The following is a 21,047-nucleotide window of genomic DNA, read 5'->3' as shown; positions in this document are numbered from 1 at the left end:
GAGGTTAACTGCAATAGAGCGAATTATTTTAACATTCCTTTGGTGTTTTCGGCTGTGAGGAGTAGCGTTTGCTTGGTCCCGTTGTAGTGAAAATGCATCATGTTTTGTTGGTCCTCAAAAAGCTCGGTAAATACCGTATTCTCAACTTCCAAGGGGGTGGCTTTTGGGACGTCGGGAATGGCGAAATAGCAAACGACAACATTGCCATCCAAGTCTTTACTTTTGAATTGTAAGGCCTTGGGTTGTCGACTTATGGTGAGGCGCAAATGGGCGGTAAAGTACTTTTTCAAATCGGCTACATCCGCCTCCGTTTCTTGGTCGGAGGCGAGATAATGACGCGTTTTGTACTTTTTATCCAAGGCGGAATTTAGGTCGTCGGCAAAGACGCGTGCGGTAATTTCCATGCGTTTTTTGGGGGCATTGTGATCTACTTGAAAGATGGCTACATAAAATTTGTGCTCGGAAAATCCAGAGGTCAGTATCCACAACCCTAAGCATCCGAAAAGCAAGCGTTTACTCATTTTCTTTGGTTTTTAAAAATTCGACCACCAATTGTGCTAATTTGAATTGCAAACGGGTTACATTATTTGTTTTCAACAAATCGCGTACTTCGGCATTTTCGACAGCATAGTATTGAAACGCTTTAATTCGATCGGGGGGAAGGCGAAGTTTATCCGTAAAATAAACCGAATCCAATTGGACTTCCATGGCCTCAAGGGCAAACTCCCGACGTTCAACCTCAAGTTCTTTTTCCAATCGTTTGGTTCGCCCTGTAATGGCGTTGATTAGTGGGTCAAGCGGCATTCCTCCCAGCGGAATTAATAAAAATTGCCACGGGCTAAAGCGTCCCGCGGTTTCCAATCGGCGTTCGGCGGGGGTGTACTTTTTAGGTTTGTAATCGATAATCCCCATTTTTTGCGCGTCCAGGTGAATGATGTTGACCTCATCCAATTGATAAACGGCGGTCTTTAATTTGACAATCACGCGCCCTTGTTGCTGGTGTAAGGGTTCGATACGCAGGTAAAAATCTTCGTAGCCTACCGCACTAAATTTTAAGGCCTCTTGCTGTTGTACGGGAATGCTAAATTTTCCTTGGGCATCGGTAACGACAGTTACTTGCGACACCATATTGGTCACATTGATGTTGGACAATTCATTGCGCATTTCCGAGAGCACAATACCTTCCAACCGAAAGGGCTTGGGTTGCGCTTGAAGCAAGGTTGCCGTGAAAAAAAATACAATCCAGACGTATCGCATGGGGTAAAAATACCGAAATTTCAAAGGGCATCGGTGCTCTTATGCGTCTAAATTTTTGTTAATTGTTACCTTTGCCGTTCACGAAATGCTGCTAACTCATGAAAAAAATGGTGATTGCAAGCACTTCCACGTTACATGGAGGGGCTTATTTAGACTACCTTCTCCCCCGTTTATCGACACATTTTGAAGGCGTCAAAACCCTTGTGTTCATTCCTTTTGCCCGTCCGGGTGGCCTATCGCACGACGCCTACACGGTCAAGGTGCAAGAGGCTTTTGCCAAAATTGGCATTGCCGTGGTTGGGTTACATACGTTTGCCAACCCAAAGCAAGCGGTATTGGAGGCTGAGGCCCTTTTTACCGGGGGTGGCAATACCTTTCAATTGGTTTCGCAATTGTATGCTTTGGACTTGTGGGCGAGTTTGCGCAAGGCGCTAGCACAAGGCACACCGTATTTAGGGTGTAGTGCAGGAAGCAATATTACAGGCCTATCGATGCAAACGACCAATGATATGCCGATTGTGTATCCGCCATCGTTTGAAACGTTGGGGGTGATTCCGTTTAACTTGAATCCGCATTATTTGGACCCCGATCCGAGCAGCACGCATATGGGTGAAACGCGGGAAACCCGAATACAGGAATTTCATGCATACAACAACATCCCGGTGTTAGGTTTGCGCGAAGGAAGTTGGTTGGAAGTGGAGGGCGATTGCATTCGGTTGATGGGACCCTTGACTGCCCGATGGTTTGTGGCCCAGGAACCCCCCGTAGAATTGGAATCGGGCACCGAATGGCCGGTGGAACTTTAAATAAAAAGGCTCTTTAGAACATAAAAAAAACCTCTAGAAAACTAGAGGTTTTTGTTTTGGAGCGGAAGACGAGGCTCGAACTCGCGACAACCAGCTTGGAAGGCTGGAGCTCTACCAACTGAGCTACTTCCGCTTTTGTGGATGCAAATATAAGACGATTGTTTTTATCTGTGCAAGTTTTTTATAAATTTTTTTTGCCCGATATTTAGACTCTCAATTGAGCGAAAGCTAACGATTTTAGGATGAATAATTTATCGCCTTTTTCTGCTGATTTCCATTGCACTCCTGTTTCGTCCGCTGAAGTAATTCCGGTACGGCACGCCGTTTTGCGCCAAGGAAAACCTGTTGCTACGTGTTATTTTCAAGGGGATGACGAATCGACTACCCAACATTGGGGCGCTTGGGAAAATGGGCTATTAATTGGTGTTGCATCAGTATATGCTTTACCCCGGCCCGATGCACCTAGCGATCGAGAATCCCAATTGCGAGGTATGGCTATTTTACCCGAACACCAAGGAAAATCGATTGGAAAATGGCTATTGACGGCCTTAGAAAGCGCACAAAAAGCAGCCGGCGTAGCACGAATTTGGTGCAATGCTCGAACCGCGGCAGTACCGTTTTACGAACGCCTTGGGTATGTGTGTGAAGGAAACGAATTTGAAATTCCCGAGGTTGGACCCCACTGGCGAATGGTTAAAACACTATGAGAAACGCAGGATTTTGGAGCATTGTTCTCCCGGGATTGCTTTGGTTCGGATGGATGACGAAACATCCGAAGGAGATTTCTTGTTTTGAAATGCATCCCACTACGATTGATTCTACCCATGTACTATTTGAGAAAAATGGGTTGCTCAAAGACTTTTACCGCCGCACCCAATTTACCCCCGCGTGGAGCAACACGGCTTTGCGCGACACCTTACTGCTGCACCTCGGGCAAGCCGAATGGGAAGGACTACGGGCTTCTGATTACGATTATACCCTTTTAGCGCAACGACATGCACAGTTTGACAGCCTTACCGACTCGTTGCAAATAGATACTGAAATTCGCTTTAGTCGCAGTGCCTTACGTTGGTTGCGCCATGCGTCGGATGGAAAACTCAATCCAGATTTGCTCTATGAGGATTGGGATGTAAAGCGGACGCCAACGCCGGTGGCACAAATGCTTTATGAGGGATTGCAGAACCATCAACTTTCGGCTTTGCTGACGAACTGTCATCCCAAACATCCCGTGTATCAAAAGCTGAAACGCGCGCTTCGACTGCTGAAAACCTACCCCGATAAATTTATCGGATTGGTCAATTTGAAGGAAGTCATTAAACCCCAACAAAAGAGCAAATACATGCCCATCATCAAAAAACGATTGATGTATTGGGGAGACCTCCCTGAGAAAGACACGCTCCTTACGACGACTTATGATGCCAAAACCCGGGCCGCAGTACTCCGTTTTCAAAAAAGACACGGTTTACGTCCTGATGGTATTATTGCACGAGCAACAATAGATGCCCTGAATTACTCCCGAGACCAGCGTATCGAACAGATTGTAGTGAATATGGAACGTTGGCGATGGTATCCAAAAGATTTGGGCGCGCACTATTTATTGATTAACATTCCCGATTACACCTTGGTTGCCGTCAAAGCCAACGATACCGTTCAAAGGCAACGGGTTGTTGTGGGCCGCGACAGTCGACGAACGCCTGTACTTTCCTCAAAGATTACCAACTTGAATTTGAATCCGAATTGGACCGTACCACCCACCATTTTGAAGGAAGATATTTTCCCTGAGGCTCAAAAAAATCCTACCTTTTTCAAAAGAAAAGGGTTGCAACTAATCGATCGAAACAACCAAGAAGTCGATCCTAGACTATGGCGCTTGGAGGATGCCTATAAATACCGATATGTCCAAAATCCCGGCCGCAACAACTCGCTAGGGCTGATGAAAATTAATTTCCCCAACCGATTCACCGTCTATTTACACGACACCAACCATCGGGATTATTTTTCGCTTTCGTTTCGTTCGTTGAGTTCGGGTTGTGTGCGCTTAGAACGCCCGCTGGAGATGGCTGCTCATTTACTGAATGACACCTTACAATGGCCGTTACAAAAGATAAAGGACACGACCAATATCAAACATTATCAAAAATTGCGGGAGGCTAAAATCAAAGCCTTAGAAAAAAAACAAGCCCTCGTGAAAGCCAAAAACCCAAAGGTAAAACTAGCCCCGATCCAACTGCCGAAAGCCGAATTAAAAACCATTGTTTTAAAAATCAAAGAAGACATTCGAATACACCAATGGTATTGGACCGCTTGGGAGGAAAACGGAACACTTCACTTTAGAGAAGATATTTACTGTCTCGATGCTGATTTATATACGTTGCTGCGCTATAAAAGTTGATTGTTCTAAATAAGTCGCTTGAGGAGCATAAATAAACAGACACGAACCGTTTTGAATGGCAGGAATAATCACTTGCGCATCCTGTTGTGAAAGGGCGGGACATCCCTGACTTCGGCCAAGGCGTTGGTGCCGTTGAATGTGTTGCGCAGAAACATAGGGAGCGCCATGCATCACAATAGCGCGTTCGGCAGCTTTGTCATTAAATCCAGGCTCCATGCCTTTCAGTTTGAGCGCCAAACCGTGTTTCCCAAAATAAGTACTCCCTGTGAGATAGAACCCAAGACTGCTTTGCTGCGACTCTGGGGTATTGGAAAATACTGTGGGAGTGATCCAACCGGAATGACGACCGTGGGCAACATAAGTATGATGGACCACTTTAAGCTGTTGCATATCGATTACCCACAACCGCTTTTGGGTGGAGGGCAAACTAAAATCGACGACCGTGAGGTAGGGATTATTGATTTTCCCGGAAGCGACTAACTTTTGATAGCCTTGTTCGGCGTAAGCAAAACAAGTCCAAGAAGGATACGAACTTGAATGCGTCGTGAGTTTTTGAAAATGAAATTGCGCTTCTGAGAGCGAAAACGAAGGCATCATTTCTGGGGTAGGCACCGTCGAAAAAGAAACCAATACCAGCGATAAAACCAATACAAGACCACGCATTAGGCATCCGAATTTTTAGGTTAAGTAATACGATTTGGGATTTCAAATGTAGGGAGTTGGTTTGGAATGACCAAGAAAAATAGCACAAAAAAGACGATTAAATACTTATTTCATCGACGAAATGCGTTTTTTATGTAAAATAATAAGATTTTTATACAAAAAATGGCAGGTAATTTAAATTCCAATTACCTTCGCACTTCCCGTTACGATTCGGGAATATCGTTATATTTGCACACCAACCCACTGTTAATGAAGCCAAAAATCGGATATATTTTCCTCTTTTTATTGCTTTCGGTTTACGGCCTTGCACAGGCTCCCAAGAAAACGTTGCGCACCCAATTCTCGGATGAGAAGTTTACCATTGATGGTGTGCTCGACGAAAAAGCATGGGCTACTGCGGATGTAGCTACCGATTTTGTGATGGTTGAGCCTGACAATGGTACGTTGGAAGAACCCACCCGTAAATCGGTCGTAAAAGTAGTCTACAGCAATGAAGCTTTGTATGTAGGGGCGATCCTGTATGACAGTCAACCGGAAACCATTTTACGGGAGTTAACCATACGCGATGACTTTGCTACAGCAGATCATTTTGGGGTGATTTTAAACGGGTATAATGACGGTCAACAAGATTTTCGTTTTTTCGTTAGTGCTGCGGGGGTACAACAAGATTGCGTGTATACCGACACCAATGGTGAGGATTTCTCTTGGGATGCCATTTGGGAAAGTGATGTAAAAATTACCGATTTTGGTTGGGTAGCCGAATTTAAAATTCCCTATGCGGCCTTGCGATTCCCTCCCAATGCAAAACAAACTTGGGGTATTAACTTTTATCGCGAAGTAAAAACCATCCGTTTTCAGTATACATGGAACTTGATCGACAACAAAATTGGCACCGAAGCCAATCAAGCTGGGATTTTGGAGGGCATTGAAAACATCAAAACCCCAACGCGTTTGTTTTTCATTCCCTATTCGTCATTTTACCTCAACACCAATAACCGTCAAAAAACCAATGGTGAATTAAAAGGCGGTATGGATGTCAAATACGGCATTAACGATGCTTTTACTTTGGATGCGATATTGATTCCAGATTTTGGTCAAACCAAATTTGACAATGTAGTCCTCAATTTAGGTCCCTTTGAACAAACGTTCAATGAAAACCGTCCGTTTTTTACGGAGGGGACTGAAATGTTCAGTAAAGGCGATTTGCTTTACTCTCGACGTATTGGAGGAACCCCCATTTTACAAGAAAATTTGGGTCCCAACGAAGAAGTTGTAGAGCGTCCTGTAGCCGTAAATTTGTATAATGCCATGAAAGTCTCAGGACGTACTGAAAAAGGTTTGGGCGTAGGGATACTAAATGCCTTAACCCAACGCATGTTTTCGGATATTCGCAATACCGTTACGGGGGAAACGCGCAAGGAATTGGTAGAACCATTAACCAACTACAACTTAATGGTGTTGGATCAACGTTTTCGCAAGAATTCATCGGTGAGTTTGATCAATACCAATGTCACCCGCGAGGGTCATTTTCGGGATGCCAATGTGACGGCGCTTTTGTTTGACTTAAATACCCGTGAGAACACCTTCAATTTGAGTGGCGATTATAAAATTAGCACCATCAAACGTCCTGAAGCACGCGATTTAACGGGATATAACACCTCTTTGTTCTTTGGGGAAACTAGTGGTAAATATCGCTTCGGAGTTGGCGGACAATATGTAAGTACCTTTTTTGATATTAATGATTTGGGCGTCAACTTTCAAACGCATTACCATTCGTTGTATGCCAATGCGAGTTACCGTATCTTGAATCCTACCAAACGATTCAACACCTTTAGTTTGTTTGTGAATGGATATTCTGAATTTGATAACCGAACAGGACGGGTACAGCAACTTAATTTACGGTATAATGTCAATATTGTTGACAAGAAAAACGATTACTATGGGTTTGGAATGAGCACACGCCCCATCAAAGTGTATGATTTTTATGAAGCGCGCACCGAGTTTGACACTCGATTTTTAACGCTTCCTGAAACCTTCAATGTATTTGCGTATATCTCGACCAATTACAACCGTCCGTTTGCCATAGATTTTAATCCTTCGTTCACCTATCTCAACGAAGAAGGACGTCGTTCGTATTATGTGCAATTGGCGCCACGCTATCGTTTTTCCAATAAATTTTCGATGGTGTGGGACTACAGTTATAGTTTTCAAAACAACAATATTGGATATACAGGACAAAATGATATTTTGGGTGCTATCTACATGGGGCGCCGCGATGTCACTACGCACACTTTGGCCATCACTGGAAAGTATTCGATCAATCATAACATCACCATCAACCTTATTGCCCGTTATTACTGGTCGTATGCGTTATATAACCGCTATTACAGTTTGAATACCGACGGATCGTTGACCAATTTGGGAGCCGATGCCTTTGATGCCGACCAGAATTTCAACACTTGGAACTGTGACTTGAATTTCTCATGGTGGTTTGCGCCAGGAAGTCAAATCAACATCTTGTACCGCAATAATGCCTTTTTATTCAATAATGCAGATTTCAATATTGACACCCGCAGTAATTTTGGGCGTGTTATGAGTGCCGATAGCTTAGACCACATTCTTTCGGTGAGTGTTCGCTATTTTGTTGACTACAATTCATTACGAAAAAAGTAAAATTCCTCCTTTATTTTTGAGAATATTCTATGGGTGGAGACTTGATTCAGCCCACCGAATTGCCGTACCTTTGCTTAAATTATTTTGCAATGAATTCAAAAGTTATTCTCATGATATTGGACGGTTGGGGAAAGTCACCCGACCCCAAAGTTTCGGCTATCGACAATGCCCAAGTTCCCTTTATTCAAAGTTTATACACCCGCTACCCCCATGCTGAATTGCGCACCGATGGGTTGCACGTGGGACTCCCAGAAGGACAAATGGGCAACTCCGAAGTGGGCCACATGAATCTCGGTGCAGGTCGTATTGTATACCAAGATTTGGCAAAAATAAATTTAGCCGTTCAAAACCAAACCTTACGCCATGAGCAACCCTTGATAAATGCTTTTGAATATGCCAAAAAGCAGGGAAAAAAAGTCCATTTTTTAGGATTGGTTTCCAATGGAGGTGTGCACTCGCATACATCTCACTTATACGGTTTGTTGGATGCGGCGGCTTCTTACGACTTAGAACACGTGTACATTCATGCGTTTACGGATGGCCGCGATGTTGATCCGAAATCGGCGCAAACCGACTTGGCTAATTTACTTGCCTACACCCAACAGTCTAACGCAAAAATTGCCACTGTTATCGGACGGTATTATGCCATGGACCGAGACAAGCGTTGGGAACGGGTTAAATTGGCCTATGATTTACTAGTCCATGCCGAAGGTGAAAAAACCAAGGACCTCCTTGCCCGTATTCAGCAAAGTTATGACGAGGGCGTAACCGATGAATTCATCAAACCTTTGGTAGTGACGCAAGCCAATGGGGAGCCCACGGCTGTTATCGCGGAAGATGATGTGGTGATTTTCTTTAATTTCCGAACCGATCGCGGACGCGAATTGACAGAAACCTTGTCGCAAAAAGACTTTCCGGAGTTTGGTATGCACAAATTGCCTTTGTATTACGTTACCATGACGAACTATGACGATACCTATGTAAATGTGCATGTCATTTACGACAAAGACAACTTAAGCGAAACCTTGGGGGAAGTCCTTGAAAAAGCCGGAAAAAAACAGATTCGCATTGCCGAAACCGAAAAATATCCCCACGTGACCTTCTTTTTTTCGGGCGGACGTGAAGTTCCCTTTGAAGGGGAAAGTCGCATTTTACGCAACTCGCCCAAAGTGGCCACTTACGATTTACAACCTGAAATGAGTGCGTTTGAATTGAAAGATGCTTTGATTCCTGAATTGGTTCAAGAATCGGCCGATTTTGTTTGTTTGAATTTTGCCAATGGCGATATGGTGGGACACACCGGAATCATGGAAGCGGCGATTAAAGCTTGTGAAGCCGTCGATCAATGTGTTTCCGAAATTATTCCCGTAGCTCTAGCGCATGGGTATACCACCTTGCTCATTGCCGACCATGGAAACTGTGAAACCATGATCAATCCCGACGGTTCCCCCAACACCGCCCACACCACCAATCCCGTCCCGTTGATTTTAATCGACCCCGATCGTAAACACATCGAGTCTGGAATTTTGGGTGATATCGCGCCCACCATTTTAGCCTTGATGGGCATTCCGCAACCCGCAGCCATGACCGGTCGCTCATTGGTGTAATGCAACGCAATTGATACTGTAAAAGGGGCTTTCATTCGGGAGCCCCTTTTTTTTATAATTAAAAGTTAAAATTTCACAATTGAAAGTATTACTATTATCTTTGCGGTAAAATACTTAGATATGAAACGCGGACTACTTTTAGGAATCATCGGTTGCATGCTTTTTTTGGGCATGCCAGTAGCCGCTCAGCAAACATTGCCCGGCTATTTCACCAATTTGGAAGAAGCCAAAAAGAATGCTTTGGCTGTAAAACAACTGGATTTAAACAACTTTACAGGGATTTTACCCACCGATTGGGACGTGTTGTTTCCCAACTTGGAATCGTTATCACTACAAAACGACAATCTTCGTGAAGTTCCCACGAGCATTACCCGTTTAAAAAAATTAAAAGTGCTCAACTTGAGTGGTAATCCCATTCGTTCCATCCCCGAGTCGATGGCGCAGCTTACTACCTTGGAAGAACTTTACCTGAACAACGACACGGCATTGGACTTACCACAAACTTTAAAAGTATTGGCCAAGTTGCCCAACTTAAAGTCGTTGCATTTGGACAATGACGGCCTCGAACAATTGCCCAAAGAGTTATACGCTCTAAAACAATTGGAATCCCTTTATCTTAACAATAATAAATTACCAGAGATTCCGCGCCAATTGGAAGGACTACCGCATTTACAATACCTTGAGATGCGTAACAATAGATTACAACCCGATGTAATTGATACCCGTAACTTAAATTTTGGTTTTAAAATTCAATTGTAATTATGACTGACGCTATTATTGCCTTACTTTCTTTAGTGACCCTTGAAGTAATTTTGGGTCTTGACAACGTTATTTTCATTTCCATATTGGCCGACCGTTTGCCTGAACAAGAACGTAAAAAGTTACGTTTTTGGGGGCTGGGATTGGCCATGATCATGCGCTTGGCACTGTTGACCGTTATTGCGTGGATCATGAAATTGGATGCGACCCTCTTTACCCTAGCCGACATTCCTTTTTCGGGGAAAGGCATTATTTTATTGTTGGGAGGACTCTTTTTGATTTATAAAAGTACCAAAGAAATTTACCACAAAACCGAAGCCGCCAATCCTGATGCGTTGAGCGCTCCCAAAAAAGCTACTTTTAGCCGTTTATTGGGCGAAGTTATTCTTTTGGATTTGGTTTTTTCGATCGACTCAATCATTACAGCAGTGGGGATGGTGAATGAAATTTGGATCATGTATACCGCGGTAATCATTACGGTAGTCATTATGTTGTTTGCCTCTAAACCGATCAGTGAATTTATCAGCAAACATCCATCATTTAAAGTATTGGCCTTATGCTTTTTGATGATGATTGGAGTTTCCTTGATTGCTGAAGGGTTACACTTTGAAATTCCAAAAGGATACATTTATTTCTCGATGGCTTTTGCCTTTTTGGTCGATGTGATTCAGATGAAAACGATTCCGCAAAAAAAAGACTAAACCATGATTTTAAACCAGATCATTATTGCTGTCAACGATAAACTTTACGTTAAAAATCCGGAATCATCCGAATTGGGCCGTAAGATTATCCAGCACAGCATCCTCTTGATTGACGAAATCGGCTTTGATGCCTTTACGTTTAAAAAACTGGGGGAACGCATTGGTTCGAATGAAAGTTCGTTATACCGCTATTTTGAAAACAAACACAAATTATTATTGTACCTTTCCTCCTGGTATTGGGGATGGATGGAATACCGATTGGTTTTGGAAACCAACAATATTCCCGACCCCAAAACAAAGTTGTTGAAAGGCATCGAGATATTGACCGAGAAAGTTATCGACGACTCGGCTACATTGCATATCAACGAAGCATTGCTGAACAACATTATCATTTTGGAATTTACCAAAACGATATTGACTAAAGAAGTCGACCGCGAAAATCGAGAAGGCTTTTTTATGGTATACAAGCGTGTCATCAACCGGTTGGTCAATTTGATTTTGGAAGCCAAACCCGATTATCCGTTTGCCAAAAGTCTGGCTTCATCAATTATTGAAGGTTCATTGCACCAGCATTTTTTGAAAGACCATTTAAAAACGATTACCGATTGCAACGACACCCAATCACCTGCTGTTTTTTATAAAAATCTAATGGAACAAATTTTAAAATAACTATGAAATCCACCCCTCTTCAACGCCTCACCGGCTTATTAAAAGTTGACCGAAAAGATGTGACCCAAATCATCTTGTATGCGGTTTTTGCCGGACTGGTGAGCTTGTCGCTTCCGCTTGGTATACAAGCCATTATCAACTTAATCCAGTCGGGGCAAGTAAGTGCTTCATGGATACTTTTGGTGGTCATTGTTGTTTTTGGTGTCGCCTTGGGTGGCGTTTTATCCGTCATGCAATTGCGAATTACAGAAAACTTACAACAGAAAATTTTCATCCGTTCCTCGTTTGAATTTAGTTACCGATTGCCGAAAATCAAATTTGAAGCACTGTACAACACCTACCCTCCCGAATTGGCCAACCGTTTTTTTGACACGCTCACCATTCAAAAGGGAACCTCCAAATTATTGATTGATTTTTCTTCCGCTTTATTGCAAATCATCTTTGGAATTATTCTCCTCTCGTTGTACCACCCGTTTTTTATCTTGTTTGGGTTGTTGTTGCTGTTTATGTTGTATGCCATTTTCCGTTTTTCCTACCACAAAGGACTCGATACCAGTTTAAAAGAGTCTAAATACAAGTATAAAGTCGTAGGGTGGTTGCAAGAAATTGCGCGCAACAGTATCAGTTTCCGTCGCAGGGAGAATTTTGATTTTGCACTCGACAAAAACGATCATTTGGTTAAAGAGTATTTGGTCAACCGCGAAAAACATTTCAACGTTATCAAACGCCAATACATTCAATTGATTGGTTTCAAAATCTTAATCACCGCTTCGTTGTTGATTATCGGGGGATTCTTAGTAATCAGTAGAGAAATGAATATTGGACAGTTTGTCGCTGCCGAGATTATCATTCTTTTGGTCATCAATTCGGTCGAGAAAGTGATTTTGGGCTTGGAAACTTTTTACGATGTGTTGACTTCGGTAGAAAAAATTGCGCACGTGGTCGAATTGGATACCGAGAAAATGGAAACCAAAGAACCCGAATTTTGTTATACCAACATTCAAATCGTTACCGATCATTTGTGTTTTAAATTCCCAGGTGAATCCGACCCCGTGCTGTCCAACATTAACTTGACCATCAATCCTGGCGAAAAGATATATTTGGACGGACGAAACGGCTCTGGGAAATCAACTCTTATCCGCATTCTTTCAGGTTTGATGCAACCTACTACGGGCTCATTTTCAATCAACGACGACACCTACCGCAAAGTCGATATCAACCAATTCCGTTTGCATATTGGCACCATTTTGCACGATGAAACCCCTTTTGAAGGAACGATTTTAGAAAACATCACATTTAAAAACACGCACGTTTCCGACGAACAAGTCAAATGGGCCATCGACAGTGTTGGTCTAGGGAGCTACATCAAATCACTTCCCGAAGGTTTAGACACCATGATTTATCCGGAAGGCCGTCAATTGTCTTCGTCCAATGCGCAAAAAATCTTGTTGGCACGCAGTATTGTAACCCAACCGAAGATTTTATTTTACGAAGATCCTTTAGATAAAATGGATGACGATGCTGCGATAAAAATCATTGATTTCTTAACCGATTCGAAGCATCCTTGGACCTTAATTGTGACCTCTAAAAATCCGTATTGGAAACAAAAATGCAAACGCATTATCCAAATCACTGAAGGTAAAATTAGTAACGATATAACGCAATAACCCCATGCTTAATCTATCCGACAAAAATCCGATTACCGAAAAAATTGAGCAATACAGCACGGTTAAAAATCTTGCCGACCGTCCCCATTACAAAATACTCAATCGTATCATCCTTTGGGTATCGATTATCATCGTCATCATTTTGTTTTTGCCATGGACGCAAAACATTGGCGGAACAGGATCGGTCACTACGCTCAAACCCGATCAACGTCCCCAAACAGTACACAATGCCATCGCAGGCCGTATTGAAAAATGGTTTGTCAAGGAAGGTGACTACGTGAAAAAAGGCGATACTATTTTGTTTATTTCCGAGATCAAAGAAGATTACTTTGACCCCGAATTGGTGGACAATACCAAGAGTCAAATGGAAGCCAAAGCCATGGCTGGAGAATCCTACGGCGATAAAGTGGTTACGTTGGGAACCCAAATTCAAGCCATCGAAAGTGAACGGAACTTGAAGTTGCAACAAGCGCAAAACAAAATTCGTCAAGCGCTGCTCAAAGTTCAAAGCGACAGTATGGACTTGGAAGCGGTGAAAACCCAACTCAAAATTGCCAACACCCAATTCAACCGGGCGGTGACCTTAAACAAAGAAGGGTTAAAACCGTTGACCGATGTAGAAGAGAAACGCTTGAAATTGCAAGAAGTAGAAGCTAAAATCATTACCCAAGAGAACAAATTTTTAGCAAGTAAAAACGAGTTAATCAATACCCGTGTCGAAATCAATCGTATCGGTGCCGAATATGCCGAAAAAGCCTCCAAAGCACGCAGCGATCGCTTTACCGCAATGAGTAACCAGTTTGATACCGAGGCCCAGGTGAACAAACTCAAAAACCAATACACCAATTACCGCATTCGTAACGGATTGTATTACATCACCGCGCCGCAAAATGGCTATGTAAACCGCGCCTTAAAATCGGGTCTTGGAGAAACCATCAAAGAAGGAACCGAAATTGTGAGCATCATGCCGGCTAAATACGACATTGCAGTAGAAACCTACGTGAGTCCCAACGATATTCCGTTGATTCACAAAGGAGAAAGCGTACGAATTTGGTTTGACGGATGGCCCACCATCATCTTTTCGGGATGGCCAAATATGTCGTATGGAACCTTTGGAGGTCGCATTGTGGCCGTGGAGAATTTTATCAGCAGTAATGGTAAATTCCGCGTATTGATTGCCCCCGATCCCGAAGATCAAGCATGGCCAAAACAAATCAGCATTGGTTCAGGAGCCCAAACCTTGGCCTTGTTAAACAATGTGCCGGTTTGGTATGAAATCTGGCGAACACTCAACGGATTCCCACCCAACTATTACCAACCCAAAGGCGGTAACAAAGGGGAATCCAAAACCGATGGTAAAGGAAAATAATGCGGAACGAATGGCTTGGGCTTCCCTGCCATCGTAGTTCCTGCTTTCTGTTACAATCCGCAGCCGTTTGGCAACGGCCACGGGATTTTCACGGCAATCAGGGTTAAAAAATTCAGGCTTCAGGCCTACTTGAAACATATGAAAAAAATACTTTTCTTCCTCATCACAATACCCGTTTGGGGTCAGAATGTAGAGTCAAACATTCTCACCTACAACGAGTTTTTGGGATATGTGAAAAAATTTCATCCACGGGTAAAGAGCGCCGATTTAAACATCAGCAATGCCCAAGCTAATTTGATGATGGCACGAGGAGCCTTTGACCCTAAAATTGAAGTGGACTTCGACTCCAAACAATTTAAGGGAAAGGAATACTTCTCGTTGTTGAATAGCAGTTTTAAAATTCCAACCTGGTACGGTATCGAGGTCAAAGCCGGTTTTGACAATAGCGAAGGGATTTTTGTCAACCCCGAAAATACGTTGCCCAATCAAGGACTGACCTCTTTCGGTGTCACGGTTCCGCTCGGGCAAGGACTTTGGATAAACCAACGAATGGCCGATTTGCGTAAAGCAAAAATCCAAATCAACTTGGGTAACGCCGAACGTCAATTGGAAGCCGTTCAAGTCCTTTATGACGCTTCGGTAGCGTATTTCAACTGGAAACGAACGTACGACGAGGTACAATTGTATAAGACTTATTTGACTAATGCAGAGATCCGATTCAAAGGGATAAGCGGTTTGATTCGCAACGGTGACAAACCCGCAATTGACAGTGTAGAAGCGGGAATTATTGTCCGCAACCGCAAATTGAGTCTCACGGAATCCCAGTTGAAATTAATGAAAGCCAAATTGGAGTTGTCCAACTTCCTTTGGTTGGAGAACAACATTCCCATGGAGTTACAAGACACCATGATCCCCGAACCCGAACTGGAAAAAACGATCCAGGAAACCTTGCGCACCAACGCTTTGATGGCTGGTGATATTAGTTTGAACAACCACCCCAAAATCACCGCCTTGGAAAGCAAAGTCAATCTGCTCGAAATCGACCGAAAGTTGAAGGCCAATATGCTTTTGCCCAAAGCCAATGTGGGGTATCATTACCTTTCGGAACCGAGTGCCTGGAACAATCGGGATTTTGAGAATTATAAAATTGGCGTCAACTTTTCCTTCCCGCTATTTTTGCGAAAAGAACGGGGTAGTTTAAAATTGGCTAAGTTTAAAGTGCAAGACGCACAATTTGACCTCAATCTGGAACGCGTTCAATTGGGGAACAAGGTCAAAGCGCAACAAACCGAATTGAATTCACTGCTCGAACAAGGATTGTTGACAAATCAATTGGTCAATGACTACCAAGTCATGTTGCAGTCGGAAGAACGCTTATTTTCGTTTGGGGAAAGTTCTATTTTCTTATTGAATTCGCGCGAAAACAATTTGGTAACGGCCCAGTTATCGGCGATTGCATTGAACAACCGTTACCTAATCTCCAATGCCGAACTTTTCCGTATCATGGCGCAACCCGAGTAAATTATTGGAATAATGACTTTTAAAATATCTAAAAAAACGCCCCAAAAGGCGTTTTCTTTTTTTAACTATGTTGAACCATTTCGTAATAGCCTCGCTCGATGGCCTCTTGATGCGTGGGATGGGCAATACGAACTAAAGCATCGGCACGTTGTTTTAATGTTTTACCATACAAGTCCGCAATGCCATATTCGGTAATTACATAATGAATGTGCGCCCTTGTGGTCACTACGCCAGCGCCTTGTTTGAGGAATGGTACGATACGACTTTCGCCGCGTTTGGTAATTGAGGGAAGTGCAATAATCGCTTTTCCTCCCGGACTTAACGAAGCGCCTCGAATAAAGTCCATTTGCCCCCCTACACCCGAATACATGCGCGCTCCGATAGAGTCGGCACAAACTTGACCCGTTACATCGACTTCAATGGCCGAATTGATGGCGACCATATTGGGATTCTTGCGAATGCGCGCCGTATCATTGACCATCGAAGATTCCTTCATTTCAATAAATGGATTGTCGTGTACAAAATCGTACAAGCGTTGGGAACCGATTAAAAAAGTAGCCAAAACCCGCCCGCGAAGGGTTCCTTTATATTTACATGTAATCACTTCTTTTTCAATCAAATCTATCACGCCATCAGAAAACATTTCGGTATGTAGTCCTAAATCTTTATGATGTGTCAGTTGTTTTAAAGCGGCATTGGGAATCGAACCAATTCCCATTTGCAACGTGCTTCGATCTTCAATCAAAGACGCGATATAGGATCCAATCTTTTCTTCCTCGGGAGAAGGTGCATCTACCTCATGCGCATAAATAGGAATATCGACTTCAACCAGATAATCAATCTCTGAAACGTGAATAATACCATCGCCAAAGGTACGCGGCATTTGAGCGTTGACTTGCGCAATGACTATTTTGGCGTTTTCGATAGCTGCCACCGTAGCTTCAACCGATACGCCGAGCGAACAATATCCATGCATGTCGGGCGGAGAAACATGGATAAAAGCGACATCCAAAGGCAGCACATTTTTTCGAAACAGAAGGGGTAACTCACTCAAAAACACAGGGGTATAAGATCCATTTCCGGCTTTGAGTGTGTGTCGAACATTGGCGCCGATAAAAAAGGAATTCACATGAAAACTCTCCGCCAGATCGGGATGCGCATAACGCGCTTCACCTTCGGTGTGCAAATGACAGATTTCAACATTGCGCAACTCCGAAGCCCGATCGGTTAACGCATTGGCCAATTCGGTTGGTGCTGCCGCGGCCGCTTGCAAATACACGCGATCGCCTGATTTAACAACTTTGACCGCTTCTGCAGCCGTAACATATTTACGCATACCTAATTTATTTATTGTCAAAGGTAGGGTGCTTTATTGCGAAAAAACATGACATTTCTCATTTCAATTTCTGAAAAGTTACCCCGCACAACCCATCGGGAGGAGAGGGGTCGCTGCTGTCATTTTTCCAAAAAAAATACCTACTTTTGCGGTCTCATTTTTTAGTTATGATTCAACCCAAAACCCGTGAAGAAATCGAAATCATGCGCGAAAGTGCGTTGCTGGTTTCCAAAACCTTAGGGGAAATAGCCAAAGTCATTCGTCCCGGTGTGACGACCTTACAGTTGGACAAACTTGCCGAAGAATTTATCCGCGATCACGGAGCTGAGCCCGGATTTTTGGGTATGTATGGTTTTCCAAATACGTTGTGTGTGAGTCCGAATGCCCAAGTGGTTCACGGTATTCCGAGCAACAAACCGTTGGAAGAGGGCGATGTGATTTCGGTGGACTGTGGCGTGTTGAAAAATGGATTCTATGGCGACCATGCCTACAGTTTTGAAATTGGCGAAGTGGCTCCTGAAGTAAAAAGACTGTTGCAAGTAACCAAGGAGAGTTTGTATGTTGGTATTCGTGAATTTCGCATAGGCAATCGTGTGGAAGATGTGGGAAATGCCATTCAAAAATACTGTGAGAGTCATGGGTATGGCGTAGTACGTGAGTTGGTAGGACACGGATTGGGTCGGAAAATGCATGAAGAACCCGAAATGCCGAATTACGGCAAACGCGGTCGCGGGAAGTTATTTGTTGAAGGCATGGTGGTTGCTATTGAGCCAATGATCAATATGGGAACCAAGAATATCAAGCAGTTGAAAGACGGATGGACAATTTTGACTGCCGATGGAAAACCAAGTGCACACTTCGAACACAATGTGGCTTTGGTCGACGGAAAACCCGAATTGCTATCTACTTTCCAATATATGTATCAAGCCTTAGGTATTGTGAGCCATGAGGAAGATGAATTCCGAAAAACCCCTTTGGTAGTATGATAAAAAAAGTATTCAAATTTATACTCAACACCCTACCGCGCCCCGTATTAATTCGGTTGAGTATTGTGGTGCGCCCCGTATTGGCTTTTTTATTGAAAGGAAATCGCTTTACCGACCCTATTGATGGGCAAAGCTTCAGCATGTTTTTACCCTACGGTTATGGGTCGCAACGCAACAATGTCCTTTCGCCGAGCACCTTGTCGTTGGAAAGACACCGTCTATTGTGGCTGTATTTGCAACGGGAAACCGATTTTTTTACGGCTACTGAAAAAAAGAATGTTTTGCATTTTGCCCCTGAACAGGAATTTTACAAACGTTTTAAAATGCAAGCTAATATTCATTACACGACCACAGACTTACTGTCGCCACTAGCCGATATTAAAGCGGATATTTGCAACTTACCTTTTGAAGACAATACGTATGACATCATTTTTTGCAACCACGTGTTGGAACATATCCCGGATGACACCAAAGCCATGCAAGAATTGTATCGCGTGTTGAAACCCGGAGGAATAGGGATTTTCCAGATTCCGCAAGATCTCAATCGGGCAGTGACTTTTACGGATGATAGCATCACAGACCCCAAAGAGCGGGCAAAAATATTTGGTCAATACGACCATGTGCGCGTATATGGTCGCGATTATTTTGACCAATTACGCCGCATCGGATTTACCGTTATAGAAGAAAATTATACCCAAAAACTAACTCCTGAGGAAGTTGAGCGCTATTGTTTGGCGCCGGGAGAAATCATTCCTGTTTGTTTTAAATAATTTGGCATTGTTTTAGCGAGTTTAGTATCTTTACGAAACTAAACCACTAAATATGCGCAATCTATTTTGGCTGTTCGGATTACACCTTTGTTTTTGTTGGGGGTGGACGCAAGAAAAAGAAGTACTTCCTCCCTATTACATTAAAACGATTTCTTTTATCCAAAATGGACTGAATAAAGTTCCCGTTTTTCAGTTGGGTGACGAATTTCAATTGCAATTCGACGATTTACATGGCTCGGAAGACAATTACTACTACCGTATTACGCATTGTGATTACGATTGGAAACCTTCGCAACTCACCATTAATGAATATTTAAATGGGTTCAATGACCAACGCATCATAGAGTACACCAACTCGCTCAACTGTTTACAAATTTATTCGCACTACCGCATCGGGTTTCCCAACAAATTCACCCAAATCAAGGTCAGCGGCAATTACATGATTAGCATTTTGAACGAAGACCGTGAGGTCGTTTTTTCACGCAAATTTGTGTTGTACGAAAATCTTGTTTCGGTACCCGTACAGGTAAAACGTGCCCGCCGCAATGAAGATGCTCCGCACAAACATAACCTCGATTTTGCCGTACGTTCGGGTTCGATTACCTTCCAAAGTCCCCTACAAAACGTCAAAGTAATGTTGCTACAAAACGGCAAATTCAACAATGCCAAAACCAACATTCGGCCCATGTTTACAGTTGGGAATGATTTGATTTACAAATACGATGCGGAGACGCAATTTTGGGGTGGCAACGAGTATTTGTTCTTGGAAAATAAAATCATCCAAGCGGCCAACAATTCTATTGCGCGCATCGATACCAACGGCGGTTTATACAATTGCTATTTGTATACCAATGAAGCGCGGGGGAACAAACCGTACACCTTTTGGCCTGATAAAAACGGAAACTTTATGGTAAACAATGTCAACGCGGCCAATTCAGAGATTGAAGCGGATTACGCTTGGGTTTATTTTTCGTTATCAGCACCTGCCTATTTTGCCAATAAAAACATTTACATCACGGGAATGTTCAACAATTTTGTCCTCAATGACGAGTACAAAATGGAGTATAATGAAAAGAAAAAAATATATGAGAAGGCCGTGATGATCAAGCAAGGTTTTACCAATTACAGTTACACCATTGCAGACAGTCGCGGTACTATCGATGAAGAAAATGCCCTCGATGGCAATTTTTTTGAAACCGAAAATGACTACATGGTTTTGGTGTATTACCGCGAAAACAACCAACGCTATGATCGCGTTATTGGAAAAGGAATTGCCTCTTCGGTTGACATCATCAATTAATGATACTTTAACAGGTAATGCGTTGACTGTTACATATTTTTTATAACTTTACGTCACTAAAATGAGGTTATGGTTACCCAAATCACCAAAGGCATAAAAATTTCAGTCAGCACCAATTTTGAAGGCACGTACTTCAAGAATTATAAGTTGCACTATGCCTTTTCGTATGAAATCACCATTGAAAATCACAGCAAAGACTCGGTACAATTATTATCCCGTCATTGGGAAATTTTTGATTCCCTCAACGACTTAGAAACAGTCGATGGTGAAGGCGTTATTGGCAAAAAACCCGTTTTAAAACCCGGAGAAGCGCACACCTACTCCTCGGGATGCTTACTTTCTTCACCCCACGGAGCCATGCGCGGTTGGTTTACTATGGTTAATTTTACCACTACCAAAAACTTTCGGGTCATTGTTCCCGGGTTCCGCTTGAACGCTCCCTACGCATTGAATTAAACTGTTTTAAGTTTATTACCCGATTCCTTATTTATCACCAAAACCTTTGTATTTTTGCGAAAGGGTAACGCATTCGTAAAAAGCACCCCTATTTTTTCTTTATTGTTCAATTTTT

At 43.0% G+C, this 21,047-nt stretch carries 19 protein-coding genes and 1 tRNA gene; 15 read left to right on the top strand and 5 right to left on the bottom strand.

The features are described from left to right. Positions 1-23 precede the first annotated feature (23 nt). On the bottom strand, positions 24-521 hold the full coding sequence (locus tag O9316_RS11310; RefSeq protein ID WP_298204752.1) for a DUF6702 family protein: 498 nt from the start codon (positions 519-521) through the stop codon (positions 24-26). Continuing rightward, a complete protein-coding gene (locus O9316_RS11305; RefSeq protein ID WP_298204753.1) occupies positions 514-1,257 on the bottom strand; it encodes a carboxypeptidase-like regulatory domain-containing protein in 744 nt (247 codons plus the stop codon). The genes O9316_RS11310 and O9316_RS11305 overlap by 8 nt, the downstream gene beginning before the upstream one ends. Positions 1,258-1,355: 98 nt before the next feature. On the opposite strand from O9316_RS11305, the gene pepE reads away from it, so the two are divergent. After that, the gene (gene pepE, locus O9316_RS11300) at positions 1,356-2,063 is read left to right on the top strand and encodes a dipeptidase PepE (RefSeq protein WP_298204754.1); all 708 of its coding nucleotides are present in this window, start codon (positions 1,356-1,358) and stop codon (positions 2,061-2,063) included. A 57-nt stretch (positions 2,064-2,120) separates the two neighbouring features. Here the strand turns inward: pepE and O9316_RS11295 are convergent. Further along, a tRNA-Gly gene (locus tag O9316_RS11295) sits at positions 2,121-2,196 on the bottom strand. A 109-nt stretch (positions 2,197-2,305) separates the two neighbouring features. Between O9316_RS11295 and O9316_RS11290 the strand changes: the two genes are divergently transcribed. Together O9316_RS11290 and O9316_RS11285 are read left to right on the top strand one after the other, a co-directional pair. After that, positions 2,306-2,770, top strand: coding sequence for a GNAT family N-acetyltransferase (locus O9316_RS11290; RefSeq protein ID WP_298204755.1), 465 nt, complete (start codon positions 2,306-2,308; stop codon positions 2,768-2,770). Beyond that, positions 2,767-4,455: a L,D-transpeptidase family protein gene (locus O9316_RS11285; protein WP_298204756.1), complete on the top strand. Its 1,689-nt coding sequence runs from the start codon at positions 2,767-2,769 to the stop codon at positions 4,453-4,455. The genes O9316_RS11290 and O9316_RS11285 overlap by 4 nt, the downstream gene beginning before the upstream one ends. On the opposite strand, the gene O9316_RS11280 is transcribed toward O9316_RS11285, so the two are convergent. Next, on the bottom strand, positions 4,426-5,118 hold the full coding sequence (locus O9316_RS11280) for a murein L,D-transpeptidase catalytic domain family protein (RefSeq protein ID WP_298204757.1): 693 nt from the start codon (positions 5,116-5,118) through the stop codon (positions 4,426-4,428). The genes O9316_RS11285 and O9316_RS11280 overlap by 30 nt on opposite strands. A gap of 162 nt (positions 5,119-5,280) precedes the next feature. Here O9316_RS11280 and O9316_RS11275 point away from each other — a divergent pair, with 162 nt between their 5' ends. From O9316_RS11275 to O9316_RS11240, 8 genes are all read left to right on the top strand, one after another. Further along, entirely contained in the window at positions 5,281-7,791 is a 2,511-nt protein-coding gene (locus O9316_RS11275) for a DUF5916 domain-containing protein (RefSeq protein ID WP_298204758.1), read from the top strand. Positions 7,792-7,880: 89 nt separating this feature from the next. Next, positions 7,881-9,398, top strand: coding sequence for a 2,3-bisphosphoglycerate-independent phosphoglycerate mutase (gene gpmI, locus O9316_RS11270; RefSeq protein WP_298204759.1), 1,518 nt, complete (start codon positions 7,881-7,883; stop codon positions 9,396-9,398). Positions 9,399-9,518: 120 nt separating this feature from the next. Next, positions 9,519-10,157, top strand: a complete 639-nt coding sequence (locus O9316_RS11265; protein ID WP_298204760.1) for a leucine-rich repeat domain-containing protein — start codon at positions 9,519-9,521, stop codon at positions 10,155-10,157. A gap of 2 nt (positions 10,158-10,159) precedes the next feature. Then, on the top strand, positions 10,160-10,858 hold the full coding sequence (locus O9316_RS11260) for a TerC family protein (protein WP_298204761.1): 699 nt from the start codon (positions 10,160-10,162) through the stop codon (positions 10,856-10,858). A 3-nt stretch (positions 10,859-10,861) separates the two neighbouring features. After that, positions 10,862-11,527: a TetR/AcrR family transcriptional regulator gene (locus O9316_RS11255; protein ID WP_298204762.1), complete on the top strand. Its 666-nt coding sequence runs from the start codon at positions 10,862-10,864 to the stop codon at positions 11,525-11,527. Between the two features lie 2 nt (positions 11,528-11,529). After that, positions 11,530-13,194, top strand: coding sequence for an ATP-binding cassette domain-containing protein (locus tag O9316_RS11250; RefSeq protein WP_298204763.1), 1,665 nt, complete (start codon positions 11,530-11,532; stop codon positions 13,192-13,194). 4 nt (positions 13,195-13,198) lie between these two features. Continuing rightward, entirely contained in the window at positions 13,199-14,563 is a 1,365-nt protein-coding gene (locus tag O9316_RS11245) for a biotin/lipoyl-binding protein (RefSeq protein ID WP_298204764.1), read from the top strand. Between the two features lie 138 nt (positions 14,564-14,701). Then, positions 14,702-16,084: a TolC family protein gene (locus O9316_RS11240; protein ID WP_298204765.1), complete on the top strand. Its 1,383-nt coding sequence runs from the start codon at positions 14,702-14,704 to the stop codon at positions 16,082-16,084. 61 nt (positions 16,085-16,145) lie between these two features. Here O9316_RS11240 and O9316_RS11235 read toward each other — a convergent pair whose 3' ends face one another. Continuing rightward, on the bottom strand, positions 16,146-17,420 hold the full coding sequence (locus O9316_RS11235) for an acetyl-CoA hydrolase/transferase C-terminal domain-containing protein (RefSeq protein ID WP_298204766.1): 1,275 nt from the start codon (positions 17,418-17,420) through the stop codon (positions 16,146-16,148). Positions 17,421-17,587: 167 nt separating this feature from the next. Between O9316_RS11235 and map the strand changes: the two genes are divergently transcribed. The 4 genes from map (at position 17,588) to apaG (ending at position 20,932) form a co-directional block, all read left to right on the top strand. Continuing rightward, positions 17,588-18,406, top strand: coding sequence for a type I methionyl aminopeptidase (gene map / locus O9316_RS11230; RefSeq protein WP_298204767.1), 819 nt, complete (start codon positions 17,588-17,590; stop codon positions 18,404-18,406). Next, positions 18,406-19,176, top strand: a complete 771-nt coding sequence (locus O9316_RS11225; protein ID WP_298204785.1) for a class I SAM-dependent methyltransferase — start codon at positions 18,406-18,408, stop codon at positions 19,174-19,176. Before map ends, O9316_RS11225 begins: the two co-directional genes overlap by 1 nt. 52 nt (positions 19,177-19,228) lie before the next feature. Then, the gene (locus O9316_RS11220) at positions 19,229-20,476 is read left to right on the top strand and encodes a DUF5103 domain-containing protein (RefSeq protein ID WP_298204768.1); all 1,248 of its coding nucleotides are present in this window, start codon (positions 19,229-19,231) and stop codon (positions 20,474-20,476) included. Between the two features lie 69 nt (positions 20,477-20,545). After that, positions 20,546-20,932, top strand: coding sequence for a Co2+/Mg2+ efflux protein ApaG (apaG, locus tag O9316_RS11215; RefSeq protein WP_298204769.1), 387 nt, complete (start codon positions 20,546-20,548; stop codon positions 20,930-20,932). Positions 20,933-21,047 lie beyond the last annotated feature (115 nt).

This window comes from Flavobacterium sp. (assembly GCF_027533505.1).
Lineage (GTDB): Bacteria > Bacteroidota > Bacteroidia > Flavobacteriales > Flavobacteriaceae > Flavobacterium.
Note: the sequence above shows the minus strand (reverse complement) of the source record. Positions and strands in the feature narration are given on the sequence as shown.

Coding starts and splice junctions, on each gene's coding strand:
- O9316_RS11310 (WP_298204752.1), bottom strand. CDS start 521: ATGAGTAAACGCTTGCTTTTCGGATGCTTAGGGTTGTGGATACTGACC.
- O9316_RS11305 (WP_298204753.1), bottom strand. CDS start 1,257: ATGCGATACGTCTGGATTGTATTTTTTTTCACGGCAACCTTGCTTCAA.
- pepE (WP_298204754.1), top strand. CDS start 1,356: ATGAAAAAAATGGTGATTGCAAGCACTTCCACGTTACATGGAGGGGCT.
- O9316_RS11290 (WP_298204755.1), top strand. CDS start 2,306: ATGAATAATTTATCGCCTTTTTCTGCTGATTTCCATTGCACTCCTGTT.
- O9316_RS11285 (WP_298204756.1), top strand. CDS start 2,767: ATGAGAAACGCAGGATTTTGGAGCATTGTTCTCCCGGGATTGCTTTGG.
- O9316_RS11280 (WP_298204757.1), bottom strand. CDS start 5,118: ATGCGTGGTCTTGTATTGGTTTTATCGCTGGTATTGGTTTCTTTTTCG.
- O9316_RS11275 (WP_298204758.1), top strand. CDS start 5,281: ATGGCAGGTAATTTAAATTCCAATTACCTTCGCACTTCCCGTTACGAT.
- gpmI (WP_298204759.1), top strand. CDS start 7,881: ATGAATTCAAAAGTTATTCTCATGATATTGGACGGTTGGGGAAAGTCA.
- O9316_RS11265 (WP_298204760.1), top strand. CDS start 9,519: ATGAAACGCGGACTACTTTTAGGAATCATCGGTTGCATGCTTTTTTTG.
- O9316_RS11260 (WP_298204761.1), top strand. CDS start 10,160: ATGACTGACGCTATTATTGCCTTACTTTCTTTAGTGACCCTTGAAGTA.
- O9316_RS11255 (WP_298204762.1), top strand. CDS start 10,862: ATGATTTTAAACCAGATCATTATTGCTGTCAACGATAAACTTTACGTT.
- O9316_RS11250 (WP_298204763.1), top strand. CDS start 11,530: ATGAAATCCACCCCTCTTCAACGCCTCACCGGCTTATTAAAAGTTGAC.
- O9316_RS11245 (WP_298204764.1), top strand. CDS start 13,199: ATGCTTAATCTATCCGACAAAAATCCGATTACCGAAAAAATTGAGCAA.
- O9316_RS11240 (WP_298204765.1), top strand. CDS start 14,702: ATGAAAAAAATACTTTTCTTCCTCATCACAATACCCGTTTGGGGTCAG.
- O9316_RS11235 (WP_298204766.1), bottom strand. CDS start 17,420: ATGCGTAAATATGTTACGGCTGCAGAAGCGGTCAAAGTTGTTAAATCA.
- map (WP_298204767.1), top strand. CDS start 17,588: ATGATTCAACCCAAAACCCGTGAAGAAATCGAAATCATGCGCGAAAGT.
- O9316_RS11220 (WP_298204768.1), top strand. CDS start 19,229: ATGCGCAATCTATTTTGGCTGTTCGGATTACACCTTTGTTTTTGTTGG.
- apaG (WP_298204769.1), top strand. CDS start 20,546: ATGGTTACCCAAATCACCAAAGGCATAAAAATTTCAGTCAGCACCAAT.